Source organism: Arthrobacter sp. YC-RL1, from assembly GCF_001454985.1.
In the GTDB taxonomy this organism is placed as follows: domain Bacteria; phylum Actinomycetota; class Actinomycetes; order Actinomycetales; family Micrococcaceae; genus Glutamicibacter; species Glutamicibacter soli.
This window is the reverse complement of record NZ_CP013297.1, coordinates 2,178,801-2,201,120: the sequence shown is the minus strand read 5'-3', so window position 1 is coordinate 2,201,120 and position 22,320 is coordinate 2,178,801. Positions and strand designations below refer to the sequence as shown.

Sequence of the window (22,320 nt, the reverse complement as noted above, 5' to 3'; positions counted from 1 at the left end):
TGCGTATGCACCTTCCAAGCACACCGGAAACCGTACAACGATAGGGAAACATGACCGCGCACTTCAACCACACCATCATCGCCTCGACCGACGCGGCCCAGATGGCCGAGTTCTACATCGAGCTGCTGGAGGCCGAGCGGCAGCCCTCTTGGGGGCCGTTCCAAAACATCGGCATCGGCGGCGGCGTGCTGCTGCAATTCGCCACGCCGCCAATGCAGTTCCCGCCGCAGCACTACGCATATCTGCTCGATGATGCGCACTTCGATCGGGCCTACGCGCTGATCGGCGCGCGCGGGATCGAGCACTGGGCCGATCCGCAGCGCCAGCTGGCCGGGCAGATCAACCGCGAGCACGGCGGCCGGGGCGTCTACCTGCTGGACCCGTCGGGCCACTACCTCGAGCTGATCACCCGGCCCTATCTGTAGCGCAGGAGCGCAGATCAGCGCAGCACGTCGAACACGTTCTTCTGGATGCCGTTGGAATAGACGGCGGAGTCGACGAGCTTGAGCTTCTGCGCGTCCAGGTCGGCGCCGCTGAACAAGCGCTTGCCGGCGCCGAGCAGCACCGGGAAAACCAGCAGGTGGTAGCGGTCGATCAGGTGGTGCTCCTGCAGCGAGTGGACCAGCGTCGCGGAGCCGTGGATGCTGATCGGTCCGCCGTCGCTGGCGCGCAGCCGGGCCACGTCGGAGGCCGAACGCAGGATCGTGGTTTCGCCCCAGTTGTCCACCAGGTCCTTGTCCTTGAGCGTCGTGGAGACCACGTACTTGGGCATCGCGTTGTAGCCGGGGAATTCCTCGGTCATCGCCGGCCAGACGGGGGAGAAGGCCTGGTAGCTGCGGCGCCCCAGCAGCAGAGCCGTGGCCTCGCCCTGTTCGGTGCCCTTCATCTCGTAGGCGGCCGGGTCGAAGTCCACCGAGCTCATGGTCCAGCCGGAGTTGCGGTAGCCGGGTTCGCCGCCGGGCGCCTCCATGACCCCGTCCAGCGAGATGAATGCGGTGGCGATCAAGGTGCGCATGATGCGGCTCCTAAAAGGTGGAAAATGATCGGTGGCCTGTCGAGATCGAGCGTAGCAACGCCCGGCGCCCGGCGACAATAGGGAAGTGCAGTTAACGCGCCGCGGGCCGGAACCGAATGCTCGGTTCCGGCCCGCGGGGGCACAGCTGCTGCTAGATGCTGCGGATCGCGACGACGGCGTTGTGGCCGCCGAAGCCGAAGGAGTTGTTCAGCGCGACGATCGAGCCCTCGGCCGGCAGGTCGGCCGGAGCGCCGGTGACGACGTTCAGCGGGATCTCCGGATCCTGGTTGTCCAGGTTGATGGTGACCGGGGCCTTGCGGTGGTAGATCGCCAGGGTGGTCAGCACGGACTCCACGGCGCCGGATGCGCCAAGCAGGTGGCCCATCTGCGACTTGGTGGCGGAGACCAGGACATTGTCCAGCTGGTCGCCCAGGGCGGCCTTCAGCGCGGTGTACTCGGGCTTGTCGCCTACCGGGGTGGAGGTGGCGTGCGCGTTCACGTGCACCACGTCCTCCGGCTGGATGCGGCCGTCGTACATGGCGGCCTTCAGCGCGCGGGTGGCGCCCAGGCCCTCCGGGTCCGGCGCGGTGATGTGGTAGGCATCGGCGGTGACCGACGAGCCTGCCAGCTCGGCGTAGATGCGGGCGCCGCGGGCCAGCGCGTGCTCCTCGGACTCCAGCACCAGTGCGCCGGCGCCTTCGCCCATCACGAAGCCGTCGCGGTCCACGTCGTACGGGCGCGAAGCCTTGGCCGGATCGTCGTTGCGGCGCGAGAGGGCGTGCATGGAGGAGAACGCTGCAATCGGCATCGGGTGGATGGCGGCTTCCGCGCCGCCGACCATGACCACGTCGGCCTTGCCGGCGCGGATCAGCTCCATGCCCACGTGCATGGCCTCGGTGCCCGATGCGCAGGCGGAGACGGGGGTGTGGGCGCCGCCAGCGGCTCCCAGGTCCAGCGACACCGCGGCTGCCGGGCCGTTGGGCATCAGCATCGGCACGGTCATCGGCAGCACGCGGCGCGGGCCCTTTTCCTTCAGGGTGTCCCAGGCGTTCAGCAGCGTCCAGACGCCGCCGATGCCGGTGGCGAAGGCCACGGCAAGCTTGTTGCGGTCGACGTCGTCCTTGGACAGGCCCGAGTCGGCCCAGGCCTCGCGGGCCGCCACGACGGCGAACTGCGTGGACGGGTCCATGCGCTTGGTCTCCGGGCGGGTCAGCACCTCGGAAGGCTGCACGGAGGCGCGGGCGGCGAAGGTCACCGGCAGGTCGTATTCCTCGACCCAGCTGTCTTCCATGGTTGCGGCGCCGGAAACACCCTTCAGGGCGTTCTCCCACAGGGTAGGGACGTCCCCACCGATGGGGGTGGTGGCTCCGAGACCGGTGATCACTACTTTGCGCGCCATCATCAAACTCTCTACTGGGGTACAACTTTGCTGTTTAAAATTTGTGGGGGCCGGCTTGACGTACCGGCCGGTGTGCACGGCTTGCCCGCACAACGGTGTGCCAGCGAAAAGTTCGCTGGCGGAATGCTGCTAGGCCTGGGCGCCGGCGATGAAGTTCACGGCGTCGCCCACGGTCTTCAGGTTCTTGACTTCCTCGTCCGGAATCTTGACCTCGAACTTTTCCTCGGCCTCAACGACGATGGTCATCATCGAGATCGAGTCGATGTCCAGGTCCTCGGTGAAGGACTTGTCCAGCTGCACGTCTGCTTCGTCCAGGCCGGTCTCCGAGTTAACGATTTCGGCGAGGCCTGCCAGGATTTCTTCGTTGCTAGCCATGGATGGCTCCTTTTCTCATGATGCCGGAGGGATCCGGTCGTTGCTCTGGATTCATGCCCGCGGTAACGGGCCGTGATCCGACTGTTCGAAACCCTTTCCGCGTCCCGTGCGGGGCACGGACAGGGTTTCACCGCTTAAAGCTTAGGCCAGATGGCCCTCGCCGGTTGGGCGATGACGCGTCAAGCGGGCGAAAAATTTCAGCTGGCGCGGTGCGGCGCCTAGTTGGCGGTGTGCTCGGCGATGAACTCGCGGGCGGCGTCCAGGTCCGCGGGGGACTTCAGGGCCATGCCCTTCACGCCCTTCAGTCCGCGGCGGGCCAGGCCTACCAGGGTGCCGGCCGGAGCCAGCTCCAGGATGCCGGTGACGCCCTGGGCTGCGAGGGTCTGCATGCACAGGTCCCAGCGGACTGGGCGGGATACCTGGGCCACCAGGGATTCGAGGTTGGCCGCACCCGAGGCGACAGCCTGGCCGTCGTAGTTGGACAGTAGGGTGGTGGCCGGCTCGGCGGGAGCCAGGGTGTCTGCCAGTTCCTGCAGCACGCCGACGGCCGGGGCCATGTGCGCGGTGTGGAATGCGCCGGCGACCTTGAGCGGGATCACGCGGGCCTTGGCCGGAGGGTTCTCGCCCAGCGCCGCCAGCTGCTCCATGGTGCCTGCGGCGACGGTCTGCCCGCCGCCGTTGGCGTTGGCCGGGGTCAAATCCAGTTCGGCCAGGCGGTCAAGGACCTCCTGCGGGTCGCCTCCGAGCACCGCGGCCATGCCGGTCGGGGTTGCCGCGGCGGCTTCGGCCATGGCGTTGGCGCGCACGCGCACGAAGTTCATTGCGTCGTTCTCGCTCAGCGCGCCGGCCAGGGCTGAGGCTGTGATTTCGCCGACGGAGTGTCCGGCCAGCACGGAGTTGGCCGGAAGCTGCTCGCCGAAGAGCGCGCGGGCGGTGATCAATCCGGCGGCCACGATCAGCGGCTGCGCCACTGCGGTGTCCTTGATGGTCTCCTCGTCGGAGACGGTGCCGTGCTCGATCAGGTCGCGGCCGGTGATTTCGCTCAGCGAGGCAAGATGCTCACGCACGCCGTCGACGTCGAGCCACTCGGAAAGAAAACCTGGGGTCTGGGAGCCCTGTCCCGGGCATACGATTGCTAACACTCTTACAGCTTTCCAAAGATTGCGGCCTCGTGGCGCGTGGTCACGCACCAAGCTCGCGGTCACGGATTGTAGGTTTCCTACAAAAGCCTAGCGCATGGGGGAGGCAAAAACCCATGTAACGCCGTTGCATGACGCTCCGGCAACTGTGCGGAACCGCCAAAAGTGCTACTGGCCCGAGTCAGCCAGGCGCCCCACCACCAGCGCGCTTTGCAGCACGAAGGCGTCGCGCGGGGACAGCGGATCCCAGCCGGTCACCTCGGAGACGCGCTTGAGCCGGTAGCGCACGGTGTTGGCGTGCACGAACAGCCCGCGCGCGGTGCCTTCGAGCGAATGGCCCAGGGCCAGGTAGCTGGACAGCGTTTCCAGCAACCCGTTGGAGGCCTGCTGCAGCGGCCGGTAGACGCGTTCGAGCAGCGCGGTGCGCGCCAGCTCGTCGCCGTTGAAGGCGCGTTCAGGCCACAGGTCATCGGCCCCCACCGGGTTCGGCGCCTGGGGCCAGGCGCAGGCGGCGGCGTAGCCCGCGATGGCTGCCTGCGCGGCCTGCGGCATGTCGGTGACCGTGGCGGCCAAGGGGGAGTAGACCAGCGGGCCGGGCCCGAAGAAGCGGGCGAGCCGGCCCAGGTCTGCCTCCTCGAACTTGGTGTCCGAGAGCATCAGCACCGAGCGGTCGCCCAGCACGCTGACCAGCGAGTCGCGAGCGTATCGGGTGGCCAGGCGCCGGATGGCGGAGACGAAGCTGACCGAGTTCGAGCCCGGGGTGGCGCCGACCAGGATCCGGATGTTGCTCTGCGACTTCCAGCCGATGGCGGCCAGCCGGGAGGAGAGTGAATCGTGGCCCTCGCCGTGGAGCACCGCATCCACCACGTGGGCCTCCAGCCGGGAGTCCCAGGCGCCGCGGGTTTCGGCCGCGCGGGCGTAGACGTCGGCGGCGGCGAAGGCGACCTCGCGGGAATAGCGCAGCACCGCTTCGCGCAGGGCCGCCTGTTCCTTCTCCGGGGCGATGTCCGGGACTTGGGATTCGACGACCTCCACGATGGTGCGCAGCAGGCCCAGCGCTTTCTGCAGCGAGATGGAGCGGGTCAGCTCGGTAGGGGCGGCGCCGAACACGTCGGTGACCACCCAGGACGGGGTGGAGGAGGGGTCCTCGTACCAGGTGACGAAGGTGGAGATGCCCTTCTGCGCGATCAGGCCCAGGGCCGCGCGCTCGTTCGGCTCCAGCGAGCGGTACCAGGGCAGCTGCTGGTCCAGGTACTTCAGCGCGGTCGTGGACAGCACGCCGATGTGGTTCTTGAGCCGCTTGACGGTTTCGGCGCTCGGCGCAGGGCGGGCTGCCCGGGCCCGCGCGGCGGCGATCGATTCGGTTTCTGGGGCCATGCCTTCAAGTTTAGCGTTGCGCCTTCGCCTCAGATCCAGCGGTGTCCGAGCCAGCGGTTAATGGCAAGCTGCCCTGCCCGAAACTTGTTCGGGCAGGGCAGCTCATTCGCGTTCGAGGTGGACGATCCCGCGCTTAGGCGTCGCCGCCGGCGTTGCCGGACTTGCCGGCGTTCGGGTTGTTCAGATCGTACTTGGCGTGCGCCTTGATGGCCGAGTCGGCCGCGATCTCGCCGCGCTCAACCAGCGAGTGCAGGGTCTGCACCACCAGCGAGTGCGCGTCGATCTTGAAGAAGCGGCGCGCCGCCGAGCGAGTGTCCGAGAAGCCGAAGCCGTCGGCGCCCAGGGTGTGGTACTCGCCCGGGACGTACGGACGGATCTGCTCTGGCACCGCACGCATGTAGTCCGTGGTCGCGATGAACGGACCGGTGGCCGAGGACAGCTTCTGGGTCACGTACGGCACGCGGCGGGCCTTGGACGGATCGACCAGGACCTGCTCGTCGGCGTGCAGGCCGTCGCGGGTCAGCTCGTTCCACGAGGTCACGGACCAGACGTCTGCGGACACGCCCCATTCGTCGGCCAGGATCTTCTGGGCTTCCAGGGCCCACGGCACTGCCACGCCCGAAGCCAGCAGCTGCGCGCGCGGGCCGTCAGTGGTGGCTTCCTTGAGCAGGTAGATGCCCTTCTCGATGCCCTCGACGTCCACGTTCTCCGGCTCGGCCGGCTGGTGGATCGGCTCGTTGTACACGGTCAGGTAGTACATCACGTTCGGATCCTCGTGGGTTCCGCCGTACATGCGCTCCAGGCCGGAACGCATGATGTGGCCGATCTCGTAGCCGTAGGCCGGATCGTAGGTGATAACCGCCGGGTTGGTGCTGGTCAGCACCGGCGAGTGGCCGTCGGCGTGCTGCAGGCCCTCACCGGTCAGGGTGGTGCGGCCGGCGGTGGCGCCGATGATGAAGCCGCGGGCCATCTGGTCGCCGGCGGCCCAGAACTGGTCGCCGGTGCGCTGGAAGCCGAACATCGAGTAGAACACGTAGATCGGGATCAGCGGCTCGTTGTGGGTCGAGTAGCTGGTGCCCGCCGCGGTGAACGCGCCCACGGCGCCGGCCTCGTTGATGCCCGGGTGGATCAGCTGGCCCTGCGGAGATTCCTTGTAGGCCAGCACCAGGTCGCGGTCCACGGACAGGTAGTTCTGGCCGCCCGGGTTGTAGATCTTGGCAGTCGGGAAGAACGCGTCCATGCCGAAGGTGCGGGACTCGTCGGGCACGATCGGCACGATGCGGTGGCCGAATTCCTTGTCGCGCATGAGGTCCTTGAGCAGGCGCACGAAGGCCATGGTGGTGGCCGCCTGCTGCTTGCCCGAACCGCGCTTGGCGATGGCGTAGGCCTTCTCGCCCGGCAGGGTCAGCTTGACGTCGGATTCCTGGCGGCGCGACGGCACGGAGCCGCCGAGCTTGGCACGGTGCTCCATCATGTACTTGTACTCGGCCGAATCCTCGGACGGGCGGTAGTACGGAGGCAGGTACGGATCGGCCTCGAGCTGCTCGTCGGTGATCGGGATGCGCAGGTGGTCGCGGAAGCCCTTGAGGTCCTCGAGGGTCAGCTTCTTCATCTGGTGCGTGGCGTTGCGGGCCTCGAAGTGCGAGCCCAGGCCGTAGCCCTTGACCGTCTTGGTCAGGATCACGGTCGGCTTGCCCTTGAACTCGGTGGCTGCCTTGTAGGCCGCGTACACCTTGTGGTAGTCGTGGCCGCCGCGCTTGAGGTTCCAGATCTCATCGTCGGTGTAGTCCGCGACCAGTTCCTTGGTCTCCGGGCGCTGTCCGAAGAAGTGCTCGCGCACGAACGCGCCGGACTCCGCCTTGTAGGTCTGGTAGTCGCCGTCCGGGGTCTGGTTCATGACGTCGACCAGGGCGTTGGTCTTGTCGGCTTCGAGCAGGGCATCCCACTCGCGGCCCCAGACGACCTTGATGACGTTCCAGCCGGCGCCGCGGAAGAAGGCTTCCAGTTCCTGGATGATCTTGCCGTTGCCGCGCACCGGGCCGTCAAGGCGCTGCAGATTGCAGTTCACCACGAAGGTGAGGTTGTCCAGCTTCTCGTTGGCCGCCAGCTGCAGGAAACCGCGCGACTCCGGCTCGTCCATTTCGCCGTCGCCCAGGAAGGCCCAGACGTGCTGCTCGGAGGTGTCCTTGATGCCGCGGTTGTGCAGGTAGCGGTTCAGCTGGGCCTGGTAGATCGCGTTGGCCGGGCCGATGCCCATCGACACGGTCGGGAATTCCCAGAAGTCCGGCAGCGAACGCGGGTGCGGGTAGGAAGGAAGCGCGTGGCCTTCCTTCGACTTCTCCTGGCGGAAGCCGTTCATGTCCTCTTCGGACAGGCGGCCTTCGAGGAATGCGCGGGCATACATGCCCGGCGAGGCGTGGCCCTGGAAGAAGACCTGGTCGCCGCCACCCGGGTGGTTCTTGCCACGGAAGAAGTGGTTGAAGCCCACTTCGTACAGGGTCGCGGCGCCTGCGTAGGTGGAGATGTGGCCGCCGACGCCGATGGAAGGCTCCTGGGCGCGGTGCACCATGATGGCGGCGTTCCAGCGCATGAACGCGCGGAAGCGGCGTTCGATCTGCTCGTCGCCGGGGAACTCGGGCTCCTGGTCGACGGGGATGGTGTTCACGTAGTCGGTGGTGGTCACCATCGGCACGCCAACGGACTTGGCGCCGGCACGCTGCAGGAGCGAGCGGATGATGAACTGGGCGCGCTCGGTGCCCTGGGTTTCGACGAGTGCGTCGAACGAGTCCAACCATTCCTGGGTTTCCTCGGGATCCCGATCGGATAGCTGGTAAGTCAAACCACTACGGATCTGGGAGATGTGTTCCTCTACAGCCACTGAAGCTCCTTGATTGAAATTGCGGCTCCGCCGCGGTGCAGACATTTTTCTGCCGTGCAGCGGGATGGGACATCGGGTGCAGTAACACTGGAGTGGTGTGTCCTGCTCGGTTCACTGCCTACTCTAATGAATCGAAAGCCGAAAAATCGACGAGATTTTTGGGCAAAATAGCATTAAATAGGATATTTTAGGTGACTTATGCGACAGTGTGCAGGAGTCAACGCTAGATTGACCCTGTCAAATTGGCCTGCATCACTTTCTGGCGGGCGATATTCGTTCGGCGTGTTATTGCCGTAGCGCTTGAATGGAGCGACGAAACGGTGTTTCGTTGGTAGTAACGCTTTGCACCATCAGGAGGAATGAAGTGAGCGACGCCGTATCGGCAAACCTGGAGTCCGTTAAAAAACTGGGCTTCAAGAATGAAGACCTTATCCAGGAACTGGGTTACGACGATGACGTGGACTACGATCTTCGCGACGCGATCGAGGACACTATTGGTTCAGAGCTGCTCACCGAAGAGGATCACGACGTCGTTGATGCAGTGATTTACTGGTGGCGCGATGGCGACGGAGACCTTGTCGACGCGCTGATGGACTCGCTGAGCAACCTCGGGGAGGGTGGCATCGTATGGCTGCTGACCCCGAAGCAGGGTCGCGAGGGACATGTGTCCCCATCGCTGATCCAGCAGGAAGCTCCGAGCGCCGGGCTGCACGTGACTACTACTGAGGGTGTCTCGGCCGACTGGTCGGCCATTCGTTTGGCACCGCGCAAGAAGAACTAAATGATCGAAACGGGTTCACGCCTGTTCGACTTCTCGCTGGAAAATCAGTACGGCGAAACGATCACCAGCACCGGGCTGTCCGACGGCCGGGTGCTGGTTGTCTTCTATCCGTGGGCATTTTCCCGCGTCTGCGGCTCGGAATTGGCGCAGCTCCAGGAGCATCTCGAGTACTTCGCCAACCGTTCGGTGCGGGTTGTCGCGATTTCGGTGGATCACAAGTTCGCGTTGCGAAATTATGCCGAGGCGTTGGGGATCCAGTTCGACCTGCTGGCCGATTTCTGGCCTCATGGTCGAGTGGCGCGGCTAGCCGGCGCGTTCGACGAGCGGCAGGGCGTGGCGACACGGCTGTCGATTTATCTTGAAGACGGGATAGTGCGTCGAACTTTCACCAGTGAAATGACCCAGCCGCGCAGCCTGGAGGACTATCGGAGCGCCATCGACAAAGCGTAGAAGCATTGCGGCGCGTTCGGGAAACGCCCCGATTTGCGCAGAGCTGGAAAGCTCTGTAAAGTAATTCCTCGTTGGCTTGCAAAAGCTGATGTGGTTAGGGCCTTTAGCTCAGCTGGTAGAGCGTCACGTTTACACCGTGAATGTCATCGGTTCGATCCCGGTAGGGCCCACCAATTGCAACCCAGGTTCTCGATTTACTATCGAGAACCTGGGTTTTTACGTTTCCGCGCTCCGTGACTTTAGGGAATTATTCTCCGAGGATTCGTTCCAGCGTTTCGGCCGCGTCCAGACTTCCCTCGTTGGCCAGCCGCACGTCCACGCTCAGCTGATGGACCGTGTTTCGCCGCTGGTAGCTCAAGGCCTGCCAATGGTTTTCCGGTCGATTGCCCTGGAGGATGGGCTGGGAGTGAGGGACGCCTTGCCTGGAAACAACGAGCACATGGTAGCCCTCGACTTGGGCATCGACTAGGACATATTAGGCCGTCGACTGTATCCAGCCGGCAGCCTGGACGGTAGGGTACTGCCATGAGCATGGATTCGAAAGTGCCGGATCACCGCGGGCGGCGCACCTTCACCCTGAGCAGTTTTCCCAAGAGCCTGGCCGTGGTACCAGGACAACCGTTCGCCACTGGATTCATCATGGCCGCGGGAGCATCGCTCGCGGTCGGCTTGGCCATGGTCGTAGTCTCGATGTCGTCGGTGCTCATGTCCATCACACTTGCGCTCTTCCTCGCCTTGGGTATGACGCCGGCCGTCAACGCGCTCAAGGGACGCGGCATGCCCCATGGCTGGAGCGTGTTGACCGTTATCGTGGCATTTGTCCTCCTCATGATCGGTATTGCGGCGCTCGTTGTTCCCGCGATCGTCCGCCAATTCACTGAGTTCCTTGCAAGCATCCCGCAGGAAATCGACGCGATCCAAGCCAGCCAGTGGTACACGGAGCTTTCCGAGTCCATGGGGTTCAACGCGACTGAGCAGCTACTGGCGGCCTTCGAAACGTACTTCACCGCAGAAAACCTGCTGGCACTGTCCGGGGGCGTGCTGCATGTCGGCATGGGCATCGTCAATGGGATCTCGTCAGCTTTCCTGGTGATCGTCTTGACCCTGTATTTCGTCTCCACGTTGGATCCGATGAAGCTGGCCGTCGCGCGTCTGATGCCGGCCTATCGGCGCGAGAAGTTTTCGACGACGCTGAATTCGATCGTTTTCGCCGTCGGCAAGGCGGTTGCTGGGGCCGTCACGCTGTCGGCCATCAACGCCGCAGTGGTTCTGGTGATTTTCCTGCTGCTCGGCTCACAAGTAGCAGTCTTATTCGCCTTGATGGCGTTCTTGATTACCCTGATTCCGATGATCGGTTCGGTTCTGTTTCTTATCATTGGCACTTTGGGCGCATTGCTCATCAGCCCATCGGCGGCGCTGGTATTCCTGATTGCCTATTTCATCTATGTCCAATTGGAGGCATATCAAGTTACGCCTCGAATCATGGGCAAGGCGGTAAATGTCCCCGGCGTCTTGGTCATTATCGCCGCCATGACCGGCGCCGCGCTGATGGGCCTGTTCGGAGCCTTGCTTGCCATCCCCATCACCGCCTCGATCCTGATCGTCGTGCGTGAAATAGTGATCCCCAAGCGGGACGCGCAAACCGAGCCACCGTCCTAGAGATGTATGTCACGGAGTCCTGACTTGCGTGGATGCAGGGTTCCCCGTAAAGTTATTCCCTGTTGGCGCGGGGAAATATCCTCGGCTGGCAATGCCAAGGGCCTTTAGCTCAGCTGGTAGAGCGTCACGTTTACACCGTGAATGTCATCGGTTCGATCCCGGTAGGGCCCACCAAATATGAAACCCGCTCAAGCGATCTTCACGATCACTTGCGCGGGTTTCCTCTTTCCAGAAGCCTTAGGTCGGTGGCGGCCCCAGAGTGAATTAGATGTCGTCTGAGGTTCTACTTTCCTCGCAGGAATCCAGGCCAAGACTGCCATGCCGGTCGGCCCGTCTGGTCAAAAGCGTGGAAGCATGGCGGCTAGACCTGAATGAGCATTTTCAAGCACCTAGACTCCCACGCGTCGGTGCAAATTGCTGTGCGTGAGAAAGTCGGTTTTATTGACTTTCCTGAGGCAAGAAGCGAATTTCTGCTCCGTGACGAAGTATTACTTGGCCATATTGAAACAATTGGAGCGCTTTACTCCGATTGTCGGCAGGCGGCTGTAGTCTAGCAACAGTGATAGTCGCAGGATCCGGACAAACTGGGGGGCGTAGTCCGGAGCGGCATACGGTTTGCGTGGATATGGGGATAGCCACGAATACCTTCACTCGCAAGAGAACCCCACCAAGAAATTGGTGGGGTTTTCCGCGTCCCGATGGAAAGAGCTGCTGAAGTCTACGTAGAACATTGGCCAATAATGATGTTGTTGACTCGGATTCCAACCTCATAATTCGGCGGGCAGAAGATTGCCATCCATCGGCCCGTGAAAGTGAAGCTTGTTTAGATAACCTGGTTGCCCGCGACAGCGGCCTTGAGGATATCCGCCTGTTCCATGCGTCGCAAGCAAGTGCTGGTTTTTCGGGTTTCTATTCAGCAGCTACCCACCTGATCCGGAAGCTAAATTGCTAGCGTGAGATAGTACGAAGTTCCAGCGACAGTGAGGAAAACGCACATGAGTTTCGGGGACAAGATCAAGAACAAGGCACAGGAAGCAAGCGGCAAGGTCAAGGAGAAGGTCGGCGACGCTACCAACAATGAAGACCTGCAGGCCGAAGGCCTCGCCGACCAGGCAGCTGCCAAGACCAAGCAAGCTGGAGAACACGTCAAGGACGCAGCCAAGAACATCAAGGACGACTTCACGAAGTAAGCCTGCGACTGGCGACTAAACCTCGAACGCCCCGGACACTGATGAAGTGTTCGGGGCGTTTTCGGCCCCAGCGGCATGGCCAAAGTCCAACGCACGGCGCCGACCCGCCCCCTCGGGGAGCTGGTCGGCGCCGTGCGTTGTCTGGTGACCGTGGACTTCGCGGAGCGGATCCTACAGGGCTACCAAGAGCACTGCTGTCCAGTGGCAGAGGAAAGCAAGAATGGTGCAGGCATGGAACAGCTCGTGGAAGCCAAAGATTTTCGGCAGAGGGTTGGGGCGTTTGGTGGCGTAGAAGACAGCGCCAACGGTGTAGGCGAGCCCGCCTGCAACGATCAGGATCATGACCGCAGGATTTGCCGCCCAGAACGCCGGGAGATACATGACGGCGCCCCATCCCAGCAGGATGTAGAGGCTGACGCCGACCCAGCGTGGAGCCCACGGCCAGAACGACTTGACGGCAATTCCAGACAGGGCCCCGGTCCAGATGATCGAAAGCACGATGATCGCCTGCTTGGGCGGAAGCGTCAACGAGGCGACGGGAGTATAGGTACCGGCAATCAACAAGAAGATGTTCGCGTGGTCCGCTCGGCGGAACAAGCCCATGATCTTATCCGTCCAATTGCCGCGATGATATAGCGCGGAGGTGCCGAATAGGGTGATCGAGCTCAGGGCGAAGACGGCGGTAGTCCATTCAGCCAGGTGTCCGTCCGCCAGCACGATGAGCAGCAGACCCATGATGATGATGCCCGGCGTCGACCACGCGTGGATTAATCCCCGCCAGCGAGTCCTCTCGGTGCCCTGGACTGCCAGTTGTCGAAGTGGGCGTTTCGGCTGCTTGGCAGCTGACAGCGTAGGCGAAGTCATGCGAATCCTTTGGTCCTTCGGGCGTAGCGCCCAACTGCTTGCAGTCTACGGCACCTCTCTGGCAACGTGCTGTGCCCAACAGAATTCCGCTGCGGCGGGACGCGGTGAATGAAGTATGAAGACTAAGAACTTGAAGATTTCATCAACGTTCCCCGGATGTCGGCGTCATTGGCTAAACTCTCTCGTGGCGGGGGAATTCTTCGTCCATCTGCAAGGGCGAATGAGTTACGGCTGCGCTCGCTCGGGGCACCATCACTCAAATTTTCAAAATGGGGAAATATGCTGCGCCGCCTTTTGGCCACAGTATCAGTGAGCGCATTGGTGCTCGTCGGATGTTCTGCTCCCGGGGCGGACACGCGCACCTCGGCGCAGGCCGTCGGGGAATCCGCAATATCCGCGGTGCAACCGCTTGAAGCGGAACTGGTTTCAACGAAATCGAAGGCGGTCAAGCCCGGCGCCAAGCTCAACGGCCCCAAGGCGCTGACAGTCCTGAATACGCTGCCGGTGAAGGGCAAGGCGCCGGCGACGGGGTACAACCGCAATGCCGAATTCGGCAACGGCTGGAAGGACTTCGACAAGGACAAATGCGATGAGCGCCAGGAGGCCCTGTCGCGGGACATGTCCAAGGTGAAGTTCAAGGACAAGAAGAAGTGCACGGTGGCTTCGGGAACCTTGAACGACCTCTACACCGGCAAGAAGATCAACTGGAAGGTCAAGTCGGGCTCCGTCGACATCGATCACGTGGTGGCATTGAAGAATGCGTGGATTTCGGGCGGCCAGAAGCTTTCGCAGGCCCAGCGCCAGGCCTTGGCCAACGATCCGCTGAACCTGATCGCGGCCGATGCCTCGGCCAACCGCCAGAAGGGGGACAAGAATGCCGCCGAATGGCTGCCGAAAAACAAGTCCTTCCGCTGCCAGTACGTGGCTACCCAGATCAGCGTGAAGAAGAAATACGCGCTCTCGGTGACCTCGTCCGAAAAGAAGGCCATGAGTAAGGTCTTGAACTCCTGCAAGAACCAGAAGGCCGCCAAGGTCACCCCGATCAAGCCTGCCGGTTCCTCGAAGCCGAGCACAACCTCCAAGCCCAAGGCGCCGGGCACGGTGAAGGGCTTGGTTTCGCCCGGAGCGTTCTGCAAGAGCGCTGACAAGGGCAAGAAGGGCAAGTCGAAGGCTGGCAAAACCTACACCTGCAAGTCCTCGAAGAGCGAAAGCCGTTTGCGCTGGCGCATATAACTGAGCTCGTCCCGGTTTCGTAGCCGGGCACGCAATGACCCGCAGGTCGGCGAATACTGCCGTCCCTGCGGGTCATTCGTTCAGTCAGTGCGCCGTGCGCTTGGTGACTAGTCCCCAGATGAACAGGACCACCAAGGCGCCGGCGATCGCCAGCAGCCACGTTGACAGGTCCCAGAATTCTTCGAGGCCTTTGTTGAAAATTACGCTGCCGAGCCATCCGCCGAGTACGGCGCCGACGACTCCCAACAGCAGGGTCGCGATCCAGCCGCCTCCCTGCTTTCCGGGCATGATGGCCTTTGCGATGGCACCGGCAATCAGTCCTAGAAGAATGAAGCCTAAGAATCCCATTGTTTACTCCAATGCTCTTTGGTCCTAGCAGTCCGGGTTGACCGGCTTGATCGTGAGAATACCCCTCGATAAATGAGCTGGTCTGCAGGCGGTGCGAATTTCTCAGAATTCCCCAAGGAATTGTACTCCAACAGCTTGAGGCAGCCCTTGGAATTCACGCCGCAGACAGCTGACCTGCGCGGATCCAAGGGCGGGAGGCCAGCCAGGAGAACTTGCTTGACATCACAGGGGCTGACTTTTAGTCTGTATAAATATGATTTTATGAATCACTGGATCACTAAAGTCTGATTACAGGGTTCATGCACAATGGAGTGACACATGACTGAAATGATCCCTCCCATCGTGGTGATGGGTGTTTCCGGCAGCGGCAAGTCGACCATCGGCGACTTGCTGGCCCGCCGGCTGGAGCGGGCCTTCATCGACGGGGATTCGCTGCACCCTCAGTCCAACAGGGACAAGATGGCCGCCGGCCATGCCTTGGACGACGCGGACCGCGCACCATGGCTTGAAATCATCGGCCTGAAGCTGGCCGAGACCAACCACGCCGGAAGCCCGATCGTGCTGGCCTGCTCCGCGCTCAAGCGTTCCTACCGGGACCTGATTCGGGCCCATGAGCCCTCCACCCTGTTCGTGCATCTGTCCGGCGGCAAATCCCTCATCGGGGAACGCATGTCGGCCCGCGACCACGAATTCATGCCCGCCTCGCTGCTGGCAAGCCAGCTGGCCACGCTGGAAGAACCCGGCAGCGACGAGCGGGTGCTCACCGCCGACATCACGCAAACCCCCGCGCAGATCGTCGACACACTGCTCGCGGCCCTTCCCGCACCGACCGCTTAGGCCGCGTGGCCTGGACACCCATCCCTCACGCTCGACTTGATCAAGGACGACAATGACAACTGAGCTCGAACTCAACTGGACGCTGGGCACCCCCGCGCTCCTGGCCCTGGCGGCCGCGGCCATCGCCGTGCTGCTGGTGCTGATCATCCGCTTCCGCGTCCACGCCTTCCTGGCGCTGGTGATCACCAGCCTGCTGACGGCGATCGCCGCAGGCATCCCGGCCGGCTCCATCATCTCCACGATGACCGGCGGCTTCGGCAGCACGCTGGCCAGCGTCGCCCTGTTGGTCGGCCTGGGCGCGATGCTCGGCCGCATGCTGGAAACCAGCGGAGGCGCCGACGTGCTGACCAACTGGCTCATCGGCAAGTTCGGCGAAAAGCGCGCTCCGCTGGCGCTGTCGGTGGCCTCCCTGCTCTTCGGCTTCCCGATCTTCTTCGACGCCGGCCTGGTGGTCATGCTGCCGATCATCTTCACCGTCGCACGCCGGCTGGGCGGCTCGCTGCTCACCTACGCGATCCCGGCCGCGACCGCCTTCTCCGTGATGCACGTGTTCGTGCCGCCGCACCCGGGTCCGGTGGCCGCCTCCGGCCTGCTGGAAGCCAACGTCGGCCTGGTGCTGCTGCTCGGCTTGCTGGTCGCCGTCCCCACCTGGTTCTTCGCCGGCCACCTGTTCGGCAAGTTCGTGGGCAAGAAGTTCGACATCTCCGTGCCGAACATCCTGGATGCCGCACTGGGCGGCGCCAAGCCGGGCGAAGCCGATCCGTTCAAGTCTTCCCCGTCGGTGGGCACCGTGTTCAGCCTGCTGCTGCTCCCGCTGCTGCTGATCTTCATGAACACCGGCCTGAACATGCTCGGCACCGCCGGCGTGGTCGACCCCAAGGCCGACTGGGTGCAGTGGCTGCGCCTGTTCGGCGAGACCCCGGTGGCGCTGCTGGTCACCGTGATGCTGGCGATCTACCTGCTGGGCTTCCGCACCGGCAAGGCCAAGACCCTGATCGAAACCGTGGTCGACTCGGCGCTGGGCCCAGTGTGCTCGATCATCCTGATCACCGGCGCCGGCGGCATGTTCGGCGGCGTGCTGCGCGCCAGCGGCATCGGCACAGCCATCGCCGACTCGCTGGAATCCGTAGGCCTGCCGCTGATCATTGCCGGCTTCCTCATCGCCGCGATCGTGCGCCTGGCGCAGGGTTCGGCCACCGTGGCGCTGACCACTGCGGCAGCCATCGTGCAGCCGGCGGTGCTGGCCGATGCCTCGCTGAGCGCCTTCCAGGTCGCCACCATGGTGCTCGCTTTGGCCGCGGGCTCGGTGTTCGCCGGCCACGTCAACGACTCGGGCTTCTGGCTGGTCTCGCGCTTCATGCAGATGGACGTGCCGACCACCTTGCGCGTGTGGACCGTGGGCCAGGCGCTGGTCTCGGTTGTCGGCTTCGTCTTCGTGATGGTGCTCTACGGCATCGCCACCGTGCTCGCCTAGCCGGGCCCGGACCGCATAACCACACGATCCCGCTGTGCGCACCATGCAAGGTGCACGCAGCGGGATCCTTTGATTTTGCGCCGGGGGATCAGCTGGTCTTGGCCGGGTCCACGAACAAGCGCGGCTCGTTCTCCCACAGGCTGGAGATCTCGTTGTGCGTGCGGCGCATGATGCTTTCCATATTTCGCCGGGCCGCGGCCGGGTCGGAGTTGGAGATCGCGTCCGCCACCGACTGGTGCCACAGCAGCGCCTCCTCGTGGGGGCGTTCGGGCATCAGGCCCAGCTCGGTGCGCCCGCGCAGGATTGCGCCGATCGGGGTGGACAGGTTCGCGAACATCTCGTTGCCGCTGGCGGCCAGCACCAGCGCATGGAAGCGGATGTCGAGTTCGAGGAAGCGGCGCAAATCGCCCTGGCGTCCATAGTGGTTCATCTGCGCCGAGATGAGCATCAGTTCCTTGCGCATGTCCTCCGGGGCGACCTCGGCGGCCAGCTCGGCGGCCATCGGTTCGACGGAGATGCGCAGTTCGGTCAGCGAGCGCAGCTGCGCGCCCTTCTGGTCGCTGGCCAGCCGCCAGCGGATCACGTGGTCGTCGTACGGGTTCCAGTGCTCGGCGCTGAGCACCCGGATTCCGACGCGTTTGGTGCTGTTGACCAGGCCGCACTGGGCCAGGACGCGCACCGCCTCGCGGATCACCGAACGGGAGACCTGGAGTTTCTGCTCAAGATCGGCGGCCAGGATGATGGAGCCGCGGGGAATTTGTCCGCTGACGATGCGGGAGCCGAGGTGCTCAACCACATGAGCGTGCAGACTAGTTGCCATGACGCCAGTTTAGCCAATGAGCAGGCGGCATTGGCTATCGCGGGCCCCGGCACGCGTAAACAAATATGTTTTAAGTGCGTGCGTGCTCTGGGAAACGCCTGTCGAACCCTTGTAAGATGGGAGGGTCACGTGGTCGTGATCTGAGACCGTGACTGTTCCGGTCTCTGCTCCCGGCCCACCTCCCGGTAATTGATGGAGACTTATTTTTATGCCTGCACAGATTGGTGTCACAGGTCTGGCCGTGATGGGTGCGAACCTCGCTCGCAACTTCGCCCGCAACGGATACACCGTCGCCCTGCACAACCGCTCGGTCGCCAAGACCGACGCGCTGCTTGAGGCCCATGGCGATGAAGGCGACTTCATCCGCACCGAATCCCTGGAAGAGCTTGTCGCGAACCTCGAGTCCCCCCGACGCGTGATGATCATGGTCAAGGCCGGCGGCCCGGTCGACTCCGTGATCGACCAGCTGGTTCCGCTGCTGGATACGGGTGACATCATCATCGACGGCGGCAACTCGCACTACACCGACACCCGCCGCCGCGAGGCTTCGCTGGCCGCAAAGGGCCTGCACTTCGTCGGCGTCGGCGTCTCCGGCGGCGAAGAGGGCGCGCTGCTCGGCCCATCGATCATGCCCGGCGGCTCGGCCCAGTCCTACAAGGCCCTGGGCCCGATGCTGGAGAAGATCTCCGCCAAGGCCGACGACGGCGCCCCATGCTGCGCCTGGATTTCCACCGACGGCGCCGGCCACTTCGTGAAGATGGTCCACAACGGCATCGAGTACGCCGACATGCAGGTCATCGGCGAAGCCTACGACCTGCTGCGCAGCGCCGCGGGCATCGAGCCGGCCGAGCAGGCCAAGATCTTCGCCGACTGGAACCAGGGCGACCTGTCCAGCTTCCTGATTGAAATCACCGCCGAGGTCTTGGGCCACACCGACGCCGCCACCGGCAAGCCGCTGATCGATGTCATCCAGGACTCCGCAGGCCAGAAGGGCACCGGCCGCTGGACCGTGCAGTCCGGCCTGGACCTGGGCTCCCCGGTCTCTGCGATCGCCGAATCCGTGTTCGCCCGCTCCCTGTCCTCGCAGCGCGAGATCCGCGCCGTGGGCCAGAGCGCGCTGGCCGGCGAGACCACCGAGGTCGCGCTGCCGGAGAACTTCGTGGAGGACGTGCGTCAGGCGCTGTTCGCCTCGAAGCTGGTCTCCTATGCCCAGGGCATCGACATGCTCACCTCGGCTGCCGACGAGTACAACTGGGAACTGAAGCTGGACGAGATCGCCGGCCTGTGGCGCGAGGGCTGCATCATCCGCGCCGCCCTGCTCAAGGACATCATGGCCGCTTACAAGGGCGACGCGAAGCCCGCCAACCTGCTGTTCACCCCGGCCTTCTCCGAGGCCATCGCCAAGGCGGTTCCGGCCTGGCGCCGCGTGGTGGCAGTGGCGGTGCAGCTGGGCATCCCGGCACCGGTGTTCTCCTCTTCGCTGTCCTACTACGACGGCCTGCGCCGCGACCGCCTGCCGGCGGCCCTGACCCAGGGACTGCGCGACTTCTTCGGTGCGCACACCTACCGCCGCACCGACAAGGACGGCACCTTCCACACCCTGTGGAGTGGGGACCGCTCGGAGATCGAAGCAGAAGACACCCACTAGGTCTTCTGGCGCCTAAAGCCGGCCGGGCAGGGGAATTTTCCCCGGCCCGGCCGGCTTTTGCGTATTCCCGGCGAGCGCCGCCGGCTGGATTCATACGTGCGGCTTTTGCGCTGAACAGAGCTGTCACAGCCTGGCGGAAAACAATGGGTACTGCCCCTTCAATTTCCCCGAGGTTGACCCATGAAGTTCCCGTTCCGCACCAAGGCCCTGGCATCGGCTGCGGCCCTGTGTCTGGCCTTGGCCCTGGCCGGATGCTCCGCAGGGTCGATGAAAACCGTGTCCGAGGTGACCGGCAACAGCACCTTCCAAAGCGCCGCGGTGCCCAGCGCCTCGCCCGACACCAGCACCGCCTCGGCCAAGGACGTCATCGAGGACACCCATTTCGACGCCGATGACCTGCACTGGGACGCCTCCGCGGAAACCACGCTTGCGCTGGCAGACTCCGGCTCGACGGCCGCGGGGGAGAACGCGAAGGAGGTCTCCGTGTCCGGCGGCACCGTGAGCATCAATGCCGCGGGCACCTACCGCGTCTCCGGGACGCTCGGCGACGGCCAGCTGGTGGTGGATGCCCCCAAGGATGCCCTGGTGCGGATCATCCTGGACGGCGCGCACATCACCTCGTCCACGGGGCCCGCCATCCTGGCCGCGCAGGCGAACGAGGTGCTGCTGTACCTGGAGGAGGGGACCGGAAACTCCGCCAGCGACGCCCCGAGTTATGCGGACACCGCCGCGGACGCGCCGAACGCCGCGATCTACTCGATGGCGGACCTGACCATCGCCGGGCGCGGCGAGTTGTCCGTGGAGGGCAACCACCAAGACGGCATCGCGAGCGCTGACGGGCTGGTCCTGGATTCCGGGCAGGTCACGGTGGCCGCCGCTGATGACGGGGTGAAAGGCAGGGACTACGTGCTGGTGCTCGGCGGCAACTACACCGTGACCGCCGCCGGGGATGGCATCAAGTCCACCAACGACGCAAGCGAGGACCTCGGCTGGCTGCACCAGTACGCCGGGCAGCTCACCGTCTCCGTGGGGGACGACGGCCTGAAGGCACAGACGGCATTGAGGATCAGCGGCGGAACCGCCGTGGTCAGCGACTCGACCGAAGCGCTGGAAGCGGCCATCATCGATATCTCCGGCGGCACGGTCAACGCCACGGCCGACGACGACGGGCTGAACGCCTCGATCGCCGGGGGCGGCGCGCAGCAGGCGGGTGATTTCCACTTGGAGATCTCCGGCGGGGCCGTGACGGTTAACGCCGAGGGCGACGGGCTGGACTCCAATGGCGGCATCGCTATATCCGGCGGGCAGATCGTGGTCAATGGTCCGACCGGCGCCGGCAACGGGGCCATCGACGCGAACGGGGAGATGACGATCACTGGCGGCGTGCTGGCGGCGGCTGGCAGCGGCTCCATGGCCCAGGGGCCCAGCGGTTCATCCACCCAGGGCGGGCTGCAGGTCCCGCTGGGTTCCGCGGTTCCCGCAGGCACGGTAATCCAGATCGCTGACTCCGCCGGAACGCTGCTCGCCACCTTCGTCACCAGCAAGCCGACCGAAAACCTGGTTTATTCCTCAAAGGACATCGTGAACGGCCGCAGCTACACGATCTCCACCGGCGGGAGCGCCGAGGTGGCAGCGGGCCTGGGTGCCGGGCAGCTGGACGGGGCCAAGCCAGTTGCAACTGTCACTGCGGGCCAGTATTCCTCGGCTCTGGGCGGTCCCAGGGCACGTTGACCCTAGGCGCGGGTTTGCGCCAGCTGCCGGGCCGACTCGATCAGCCGCGCGGCCTCCACGGGGCTGATGCGCACCAGGGCGAAGGCTGCGACCACCAATCCGGTGACCGCCTCGGCCAACAGCTCATGGCGCTGTTCATCCAGACCCGGGGCCGCGGCCCGCAGTCCGCGGGAGAACGCGGCGTGCAGTTCGGCGCGGTAGGCGCTGATCGCCTCGCTGACGTGTTCGTCTCGGGCGATCGGCGCGTTGGCGCTGTTGATCAGCAGGCATCCGTTGGCGGCCAGAAGCGACTCGGGCTTCTGGAAAATTTCCTGCGTCGCGGCCAAGTACTCGTCCAGCGCGTGGGCGGAGACCGCGGTGCCGGCCAAGTCTGCAAGGCGCGGCCGAACCACTTCCTCCAGATAGCTGTCGACCGCCGCGTCGAACAGGCCGCGCTTGGAACCGAAGGAGTTGTAGATGCTCGAACGGCTCAGCCCGGTGGCCGCTTCGAGCTCCGGGACGGATGCCGATTCGTAGCCGCGGGACCAGAAGACGGAGCGCGCCCGGCGCACCGCCTCGGCGCGGTCGAAGGCCAGTGTTCGAGCCATCACAGTCCTTTCCCTTTTCGTAACGACCATTTCAGTATATATTGAAATGGTCGTTACAGATAAAGGTCCGCGGCACCTGCCGCCGAGGGAAGGCGCACTCATGATCATCATTTCGCAGGTCCTTGCGCTTGCAGCCGCGCTGCTCCATGTCTACATCTTCCTGATGGAGTCGCTGTGGTGGGAGCGACCCGCCACCCGCAAGGTCTTCGGCACCAGCGTCGCGGAAGCCCATGCCACCAAGGCCTTGGCCTTCAACCAGGGTTTCTACAACTTGTTTCTGGCGATTGCCGTGTTCGCCGGGCTGGTCTTCCAGCTCGCCGGGCAGGCGGCCGTGGGTTCGGCCCTGGTGTTCACCGGCCTTGGCTCCATGCTGCTCGCGGCCCTCGTGCTGGCCATCTCCAGCCCGGAGAAGTCAGCCGCAGCCCTGAAGCAGGGCACCTTGCCGCTGCTGGGACTCATCTTCCTGGCCCTCGGACTGATCCTCTAGCGCACCGATCAACTTGCCGACCCGGGCA

The 22,320-nt window shown here is 64.1% G+C and carries 23 protein-coding genes and 2 tRNA genes; 15 read left to right on the top strand and 10 right to left on the bottom strand.

Annotated elements, in window-relative coordinates:
• The first annotated feature begins 50 nt into the window (after positions 1-50).
• Positions 51-425: a VOC family protein gene (locus tag ATC04_RS10315; RefSeq protein WP_047118979.1), complete on the top strand. Its 375-nt coding sequence runs from the start codon at positions 51-53 to the stop codon at positions 423-425.
• A 14-nt stretch (positions 426-439) separates the two neighbouring features.
• Here ATC04_RS10315 and ATC04_RS10310 read toward each other — a convergent pair whose 3' ends face one another.
• From ATC04_RS10310 to aceE, 6 genes are all read right to left on the bottom strand, one after another.
• Entirely contained in the window at positions 440-1,015 is a 576-nt protein-coding gene (locus ATC04_RS10310) for a dihydrofolate reductase family protein (protein WP_047118980.1), read from the bottom strand.
• A 151-nt stretch (positions 1,016-1,166) separates the two neighbouring features.
• The gene (gene fabF, locus ATC04_RS10305) at positions 1,167-2,414 is read right to left on the bottom strand and encodes a beta-ketoacyl-ACP synthase II (protein WP_047118981.1); all 1,248 of its coding nucleotides are present in this window, start codon (positions 2,412-2,414) and stop codon (positions 1,167-1,169) included.
• A gap of 129 nt (positions 2,415-2,543) precedes the next feature.
• On the bottom strand, positions 2,544-2,789 hold the full coding sequence (locus ATC04_RS10300; RefSeq protein ID WP_047118982.1) for an acyl carrier protein: 246 nt from the start codon (positions 2,787-2,789) through the stop codon (positions 2,544-2,546).
• Between the two features lie 218 nt (positions 2,790-3,007).
• Positions 3,008-3,931 (bottom strand): ACP S-malonyltransferase, encoded by a 924-nt coding sequence (locus ATC04_RS10295; RefSeq protein WP_047118983.1) that lies wholly within the window; start codon positions 3,929-3,931, stop codon positions 3,008-3,010.
• Between the two features lie 165 nt (positions 3,932-4,096).
• Positions 4,097-5,305, bottom strand: a complete 1,209-nt coding sequence (locus ATC04_RS10290) for a helix-turn-helix domain-containing protein (protein WP_052772348.1) — start codon at positions 5,303-5,305, stop codon at positions 4,097-4,099.
• A 133-nt stretch (positions 5,306-5,438) separates the two neighbouring features.
• Complete coding sequence (gene aceE / locus ATC04_RS10285; RefSeq protein WP_047118984.1) at positions 5,439-8,183, bottom strand: pyruvate dehydrogenase (acetyl-transferring), homodimeric type; 2,745 nt, start codon at positions 8,181-8,183, stop codon at positions 5,439-5,441.
• A gap of 364 nt (positions 8,184-8,547) precedes the next feature.
• On the opposite strand from aceE, the gene ATC04_RS10280 reads away from it, so the two are divergent.
• From ATC04_RS10280 to ATC04_RS10255, 8 genes are all read left to right on the top strand, one after another.
• On the top strand, positions 8,548-8,964 hold the full coding sequence (locus ATC04_RS10280; RefSeq protein WP_231735959.1) for a DUF3052 domain-containing protein: 417 nt from the start codon (positions 8,548-8,550) through the stop codon (positions 8,962-8,964).
• The gene (locus tag ATC04_RS10275) at positions 8,965-9,414 is read left to right on the top strand and encodes a redoxin domain-containing protein (protein WP_047118986.1); all 450 of its coding nucleotides are present in this window, start codon (positions 8,965-8,967) and stop codon (positions 9,412-9,414) included.
• 97 nt (positions 9,415-9,511) lie between these two features.
• Positions 9,512-9,587 (top strand) — tRNA-Val (locus ATC04_RS10270).
• 352 nt (positions 9,588-9,939) lie between these two features.
• A complete protein-coding gene (locus ATC04_RS10265; protein ID WP_082123886.1) occupies positions 9,940-11,073 on the top strand; it encodes an AI-2E family transporter in 1,134 nt (377 codons plus the stop codon).
• A 98-nt stretch (positions 11,074-11,171) separates the two neighbouring features.
• A tRNA-Val gene (locus ATC04_RS10260) sits at positions 11,172-11,247 on the top strand.
• A gap of 197 nt (positions 11,248-11,444) precedes the next feature.
• Complete coding sequence (locus ATC04_RS19330) at positions 11,445-11,627, top strand: hypothetical protein (RefSeq protein ID WP_146956155.1); 183 nt, start codon at positions 11,445-11,447, stop codon at positions 11,625-11,627.
• A gap of 176 nt (positions 11,628-11,803) precedes the next feature.
• Positions 11,804-12,025 carry a hypothetical protein gene (locus ATC04_RS19870; protein ID WP_152666835.1) on the top strand — a complete coding sequence of 74 codons (222 nt, stop codon included), beginning with the start codon at positions 11,804-11,806 and terminating at the stop codon, positions 12,023-12,025.
• Between the two features lie 43 nt (positions 12,026-12,068).
• A complete protein-coding gene (locus ATC04_RS10255; RefSeq protein ID WP_047118988.1) occupies positions 12,069-12,263 on the top strand; it encodes a CsbD family protein in 195 nt (64 codons plus the stop codon).
• A 171-nt stretch (positions 12,264-12,434) separates the two neighbouring features.
• Here the strand turns inward: ATC04_RS10255 and ATC04_RS10250 are convergent, their stop codons facing one another.
• A complete protein-coding gene (locus ATC04_RS10250; RefSeq protein ID WP_082123887.1) occupies positions 12,435-13,127 on the bottom strand; it encodes a hemolysin III family protein in 693 nt (230 codons plus the stop codon).
• Positions 13,128-13,526: 399 nt separating this feature from the next.
• Between ATC04_RS10250 and ATC04_RS10245 the strand changes: the two genes are divergently transcribed.
• A complete protein-coding gene (locus tag ATC04_RS10245; protein ID WP_231735958.1) occupies positions 13,527-14,360 on the top strand; it encodes an HNH endonuclease family protein in 834 nt (277 codons plus the stop codon).
• An 84-nt stretch (positions 14,361-14,444) separates the two neighbouring features.
• Here the strand turns inward: ATC04_RS10245 and ATC04_RS10240 are convergent, their stop codons facing one another.
• A complete protein-coding gene (locus tag ATC04_RS10240; protein ID WP_047118990.1) occupies positions 14,445-14,708 on the bottom strand; it encodes a GlsB/YeaQ/YmgE family stress response membrane protein in 264 nt (87 codons plus the stop codon).
• Between the two features lie 318 nt (positions 14,709-15,026).
• Here ATC04_RS10240 and ATC04_RS10235 point away from each other — a divergent pair, with 318 nt between their 5' ends.
• Positions 15,027-15,545, top strand: coding sequence for a gluconokinase (locus ATC04_RS10235; protein WP_047118991.1), 519 nt, complete (start codon positions 15,027-15,029; stop codon positions 15,543-15,545).
• Positions 15,546-15,597: 52 nt separating this feature from the next.
• Positions 15,598-17,019 (top strand): GntP family permease, encoded by a 1,422-nt coding sequence (locus ATC04_RS10230; protein WP_047118992.1) that lies wholly within the window; start codon positions 15,598-15,600, stop codon positions 17,017-17,019.
• An 88-nt stretch (positions 17,020-17,107) separates the two neighbouring features.
• Here ATC04_RS10230 and ATC04_RS10225 read toward each other — a convergent pair whose 3' ends face one another.
• The gene (locus ATC04_RS10225; RefSeq protein WP_047118993.1) at positions 17,108-17,839 is read right to left on the bottom strand and encodes an FCD domain-containing protein; all 732 of its coding nucleotides are present in this window, start codon (positions 17,837-17,839) and stop codon (positions 17,108-17,110) included.
• Positions 17,840-18,047: 208 nt separating this feature from the next.
• On the opposite strand from ATC04_RS10225, the gene gndA reads away from it, so the two are divergent.
• Positions 18,048-19,487, top strand: a complete 1,440-nt coding sequence (gene gndA, locus ATC04_RS10220) for an NADP-dependent phosphogluconate dehydrogenase (protein WP_047118994.1) — start codon at positions 18,048-18,050, stop codon at positions 19,485-19,487.
• 180 nt (positions 19,488-19,667) lie between these two features.
• Positions 19,668-21,218 (top strand): carbohydrate-binding domain-containing protein, encoded by a 1,551-nt coding sequence (locus tag ATC04_RS10215; RefSeq protein ID WP_047118995.1) that lies wholly within the window; start codon positions 19,668-19,670, stop codon positions 21,216-21,218.
• Positions 21,219-21,220: 2 nt separating this feature from the next.
• Here ATC04_RS10215 and ATC04_RS10210 read toward each other — a convergent pair whose 3' ends face one another.
• Positions 21,221-21,805 (bottom strand): TetR/AcrR family transcriptional regulator, encoded by a 585-nt coding sequence (locus tag ATC04_RS10210; RefSeq protein WP_047118996.1) that lies wholly within the window; start codon positions 21,803-21,805, stop codon positions 21,221-21,223.
• Positions 21,806-21,905: 100 nt separating this feature from the next.
• Here ATC04_RS10210 and ATC04_RS10205 point away from each other — a divergent pair, with 100 nt between their 5' ends.
• Entirely contained in the window at positions 21,906-22,292 is a 387-nt protein-coding gene (locus tag ATC04_RS10205) for a DUF1304 domain-containing protein (protein ID WP_047118997.1), read from the top strand.
• Positions 22,293-22,320 lie beyond the last annotated feature (28 nt).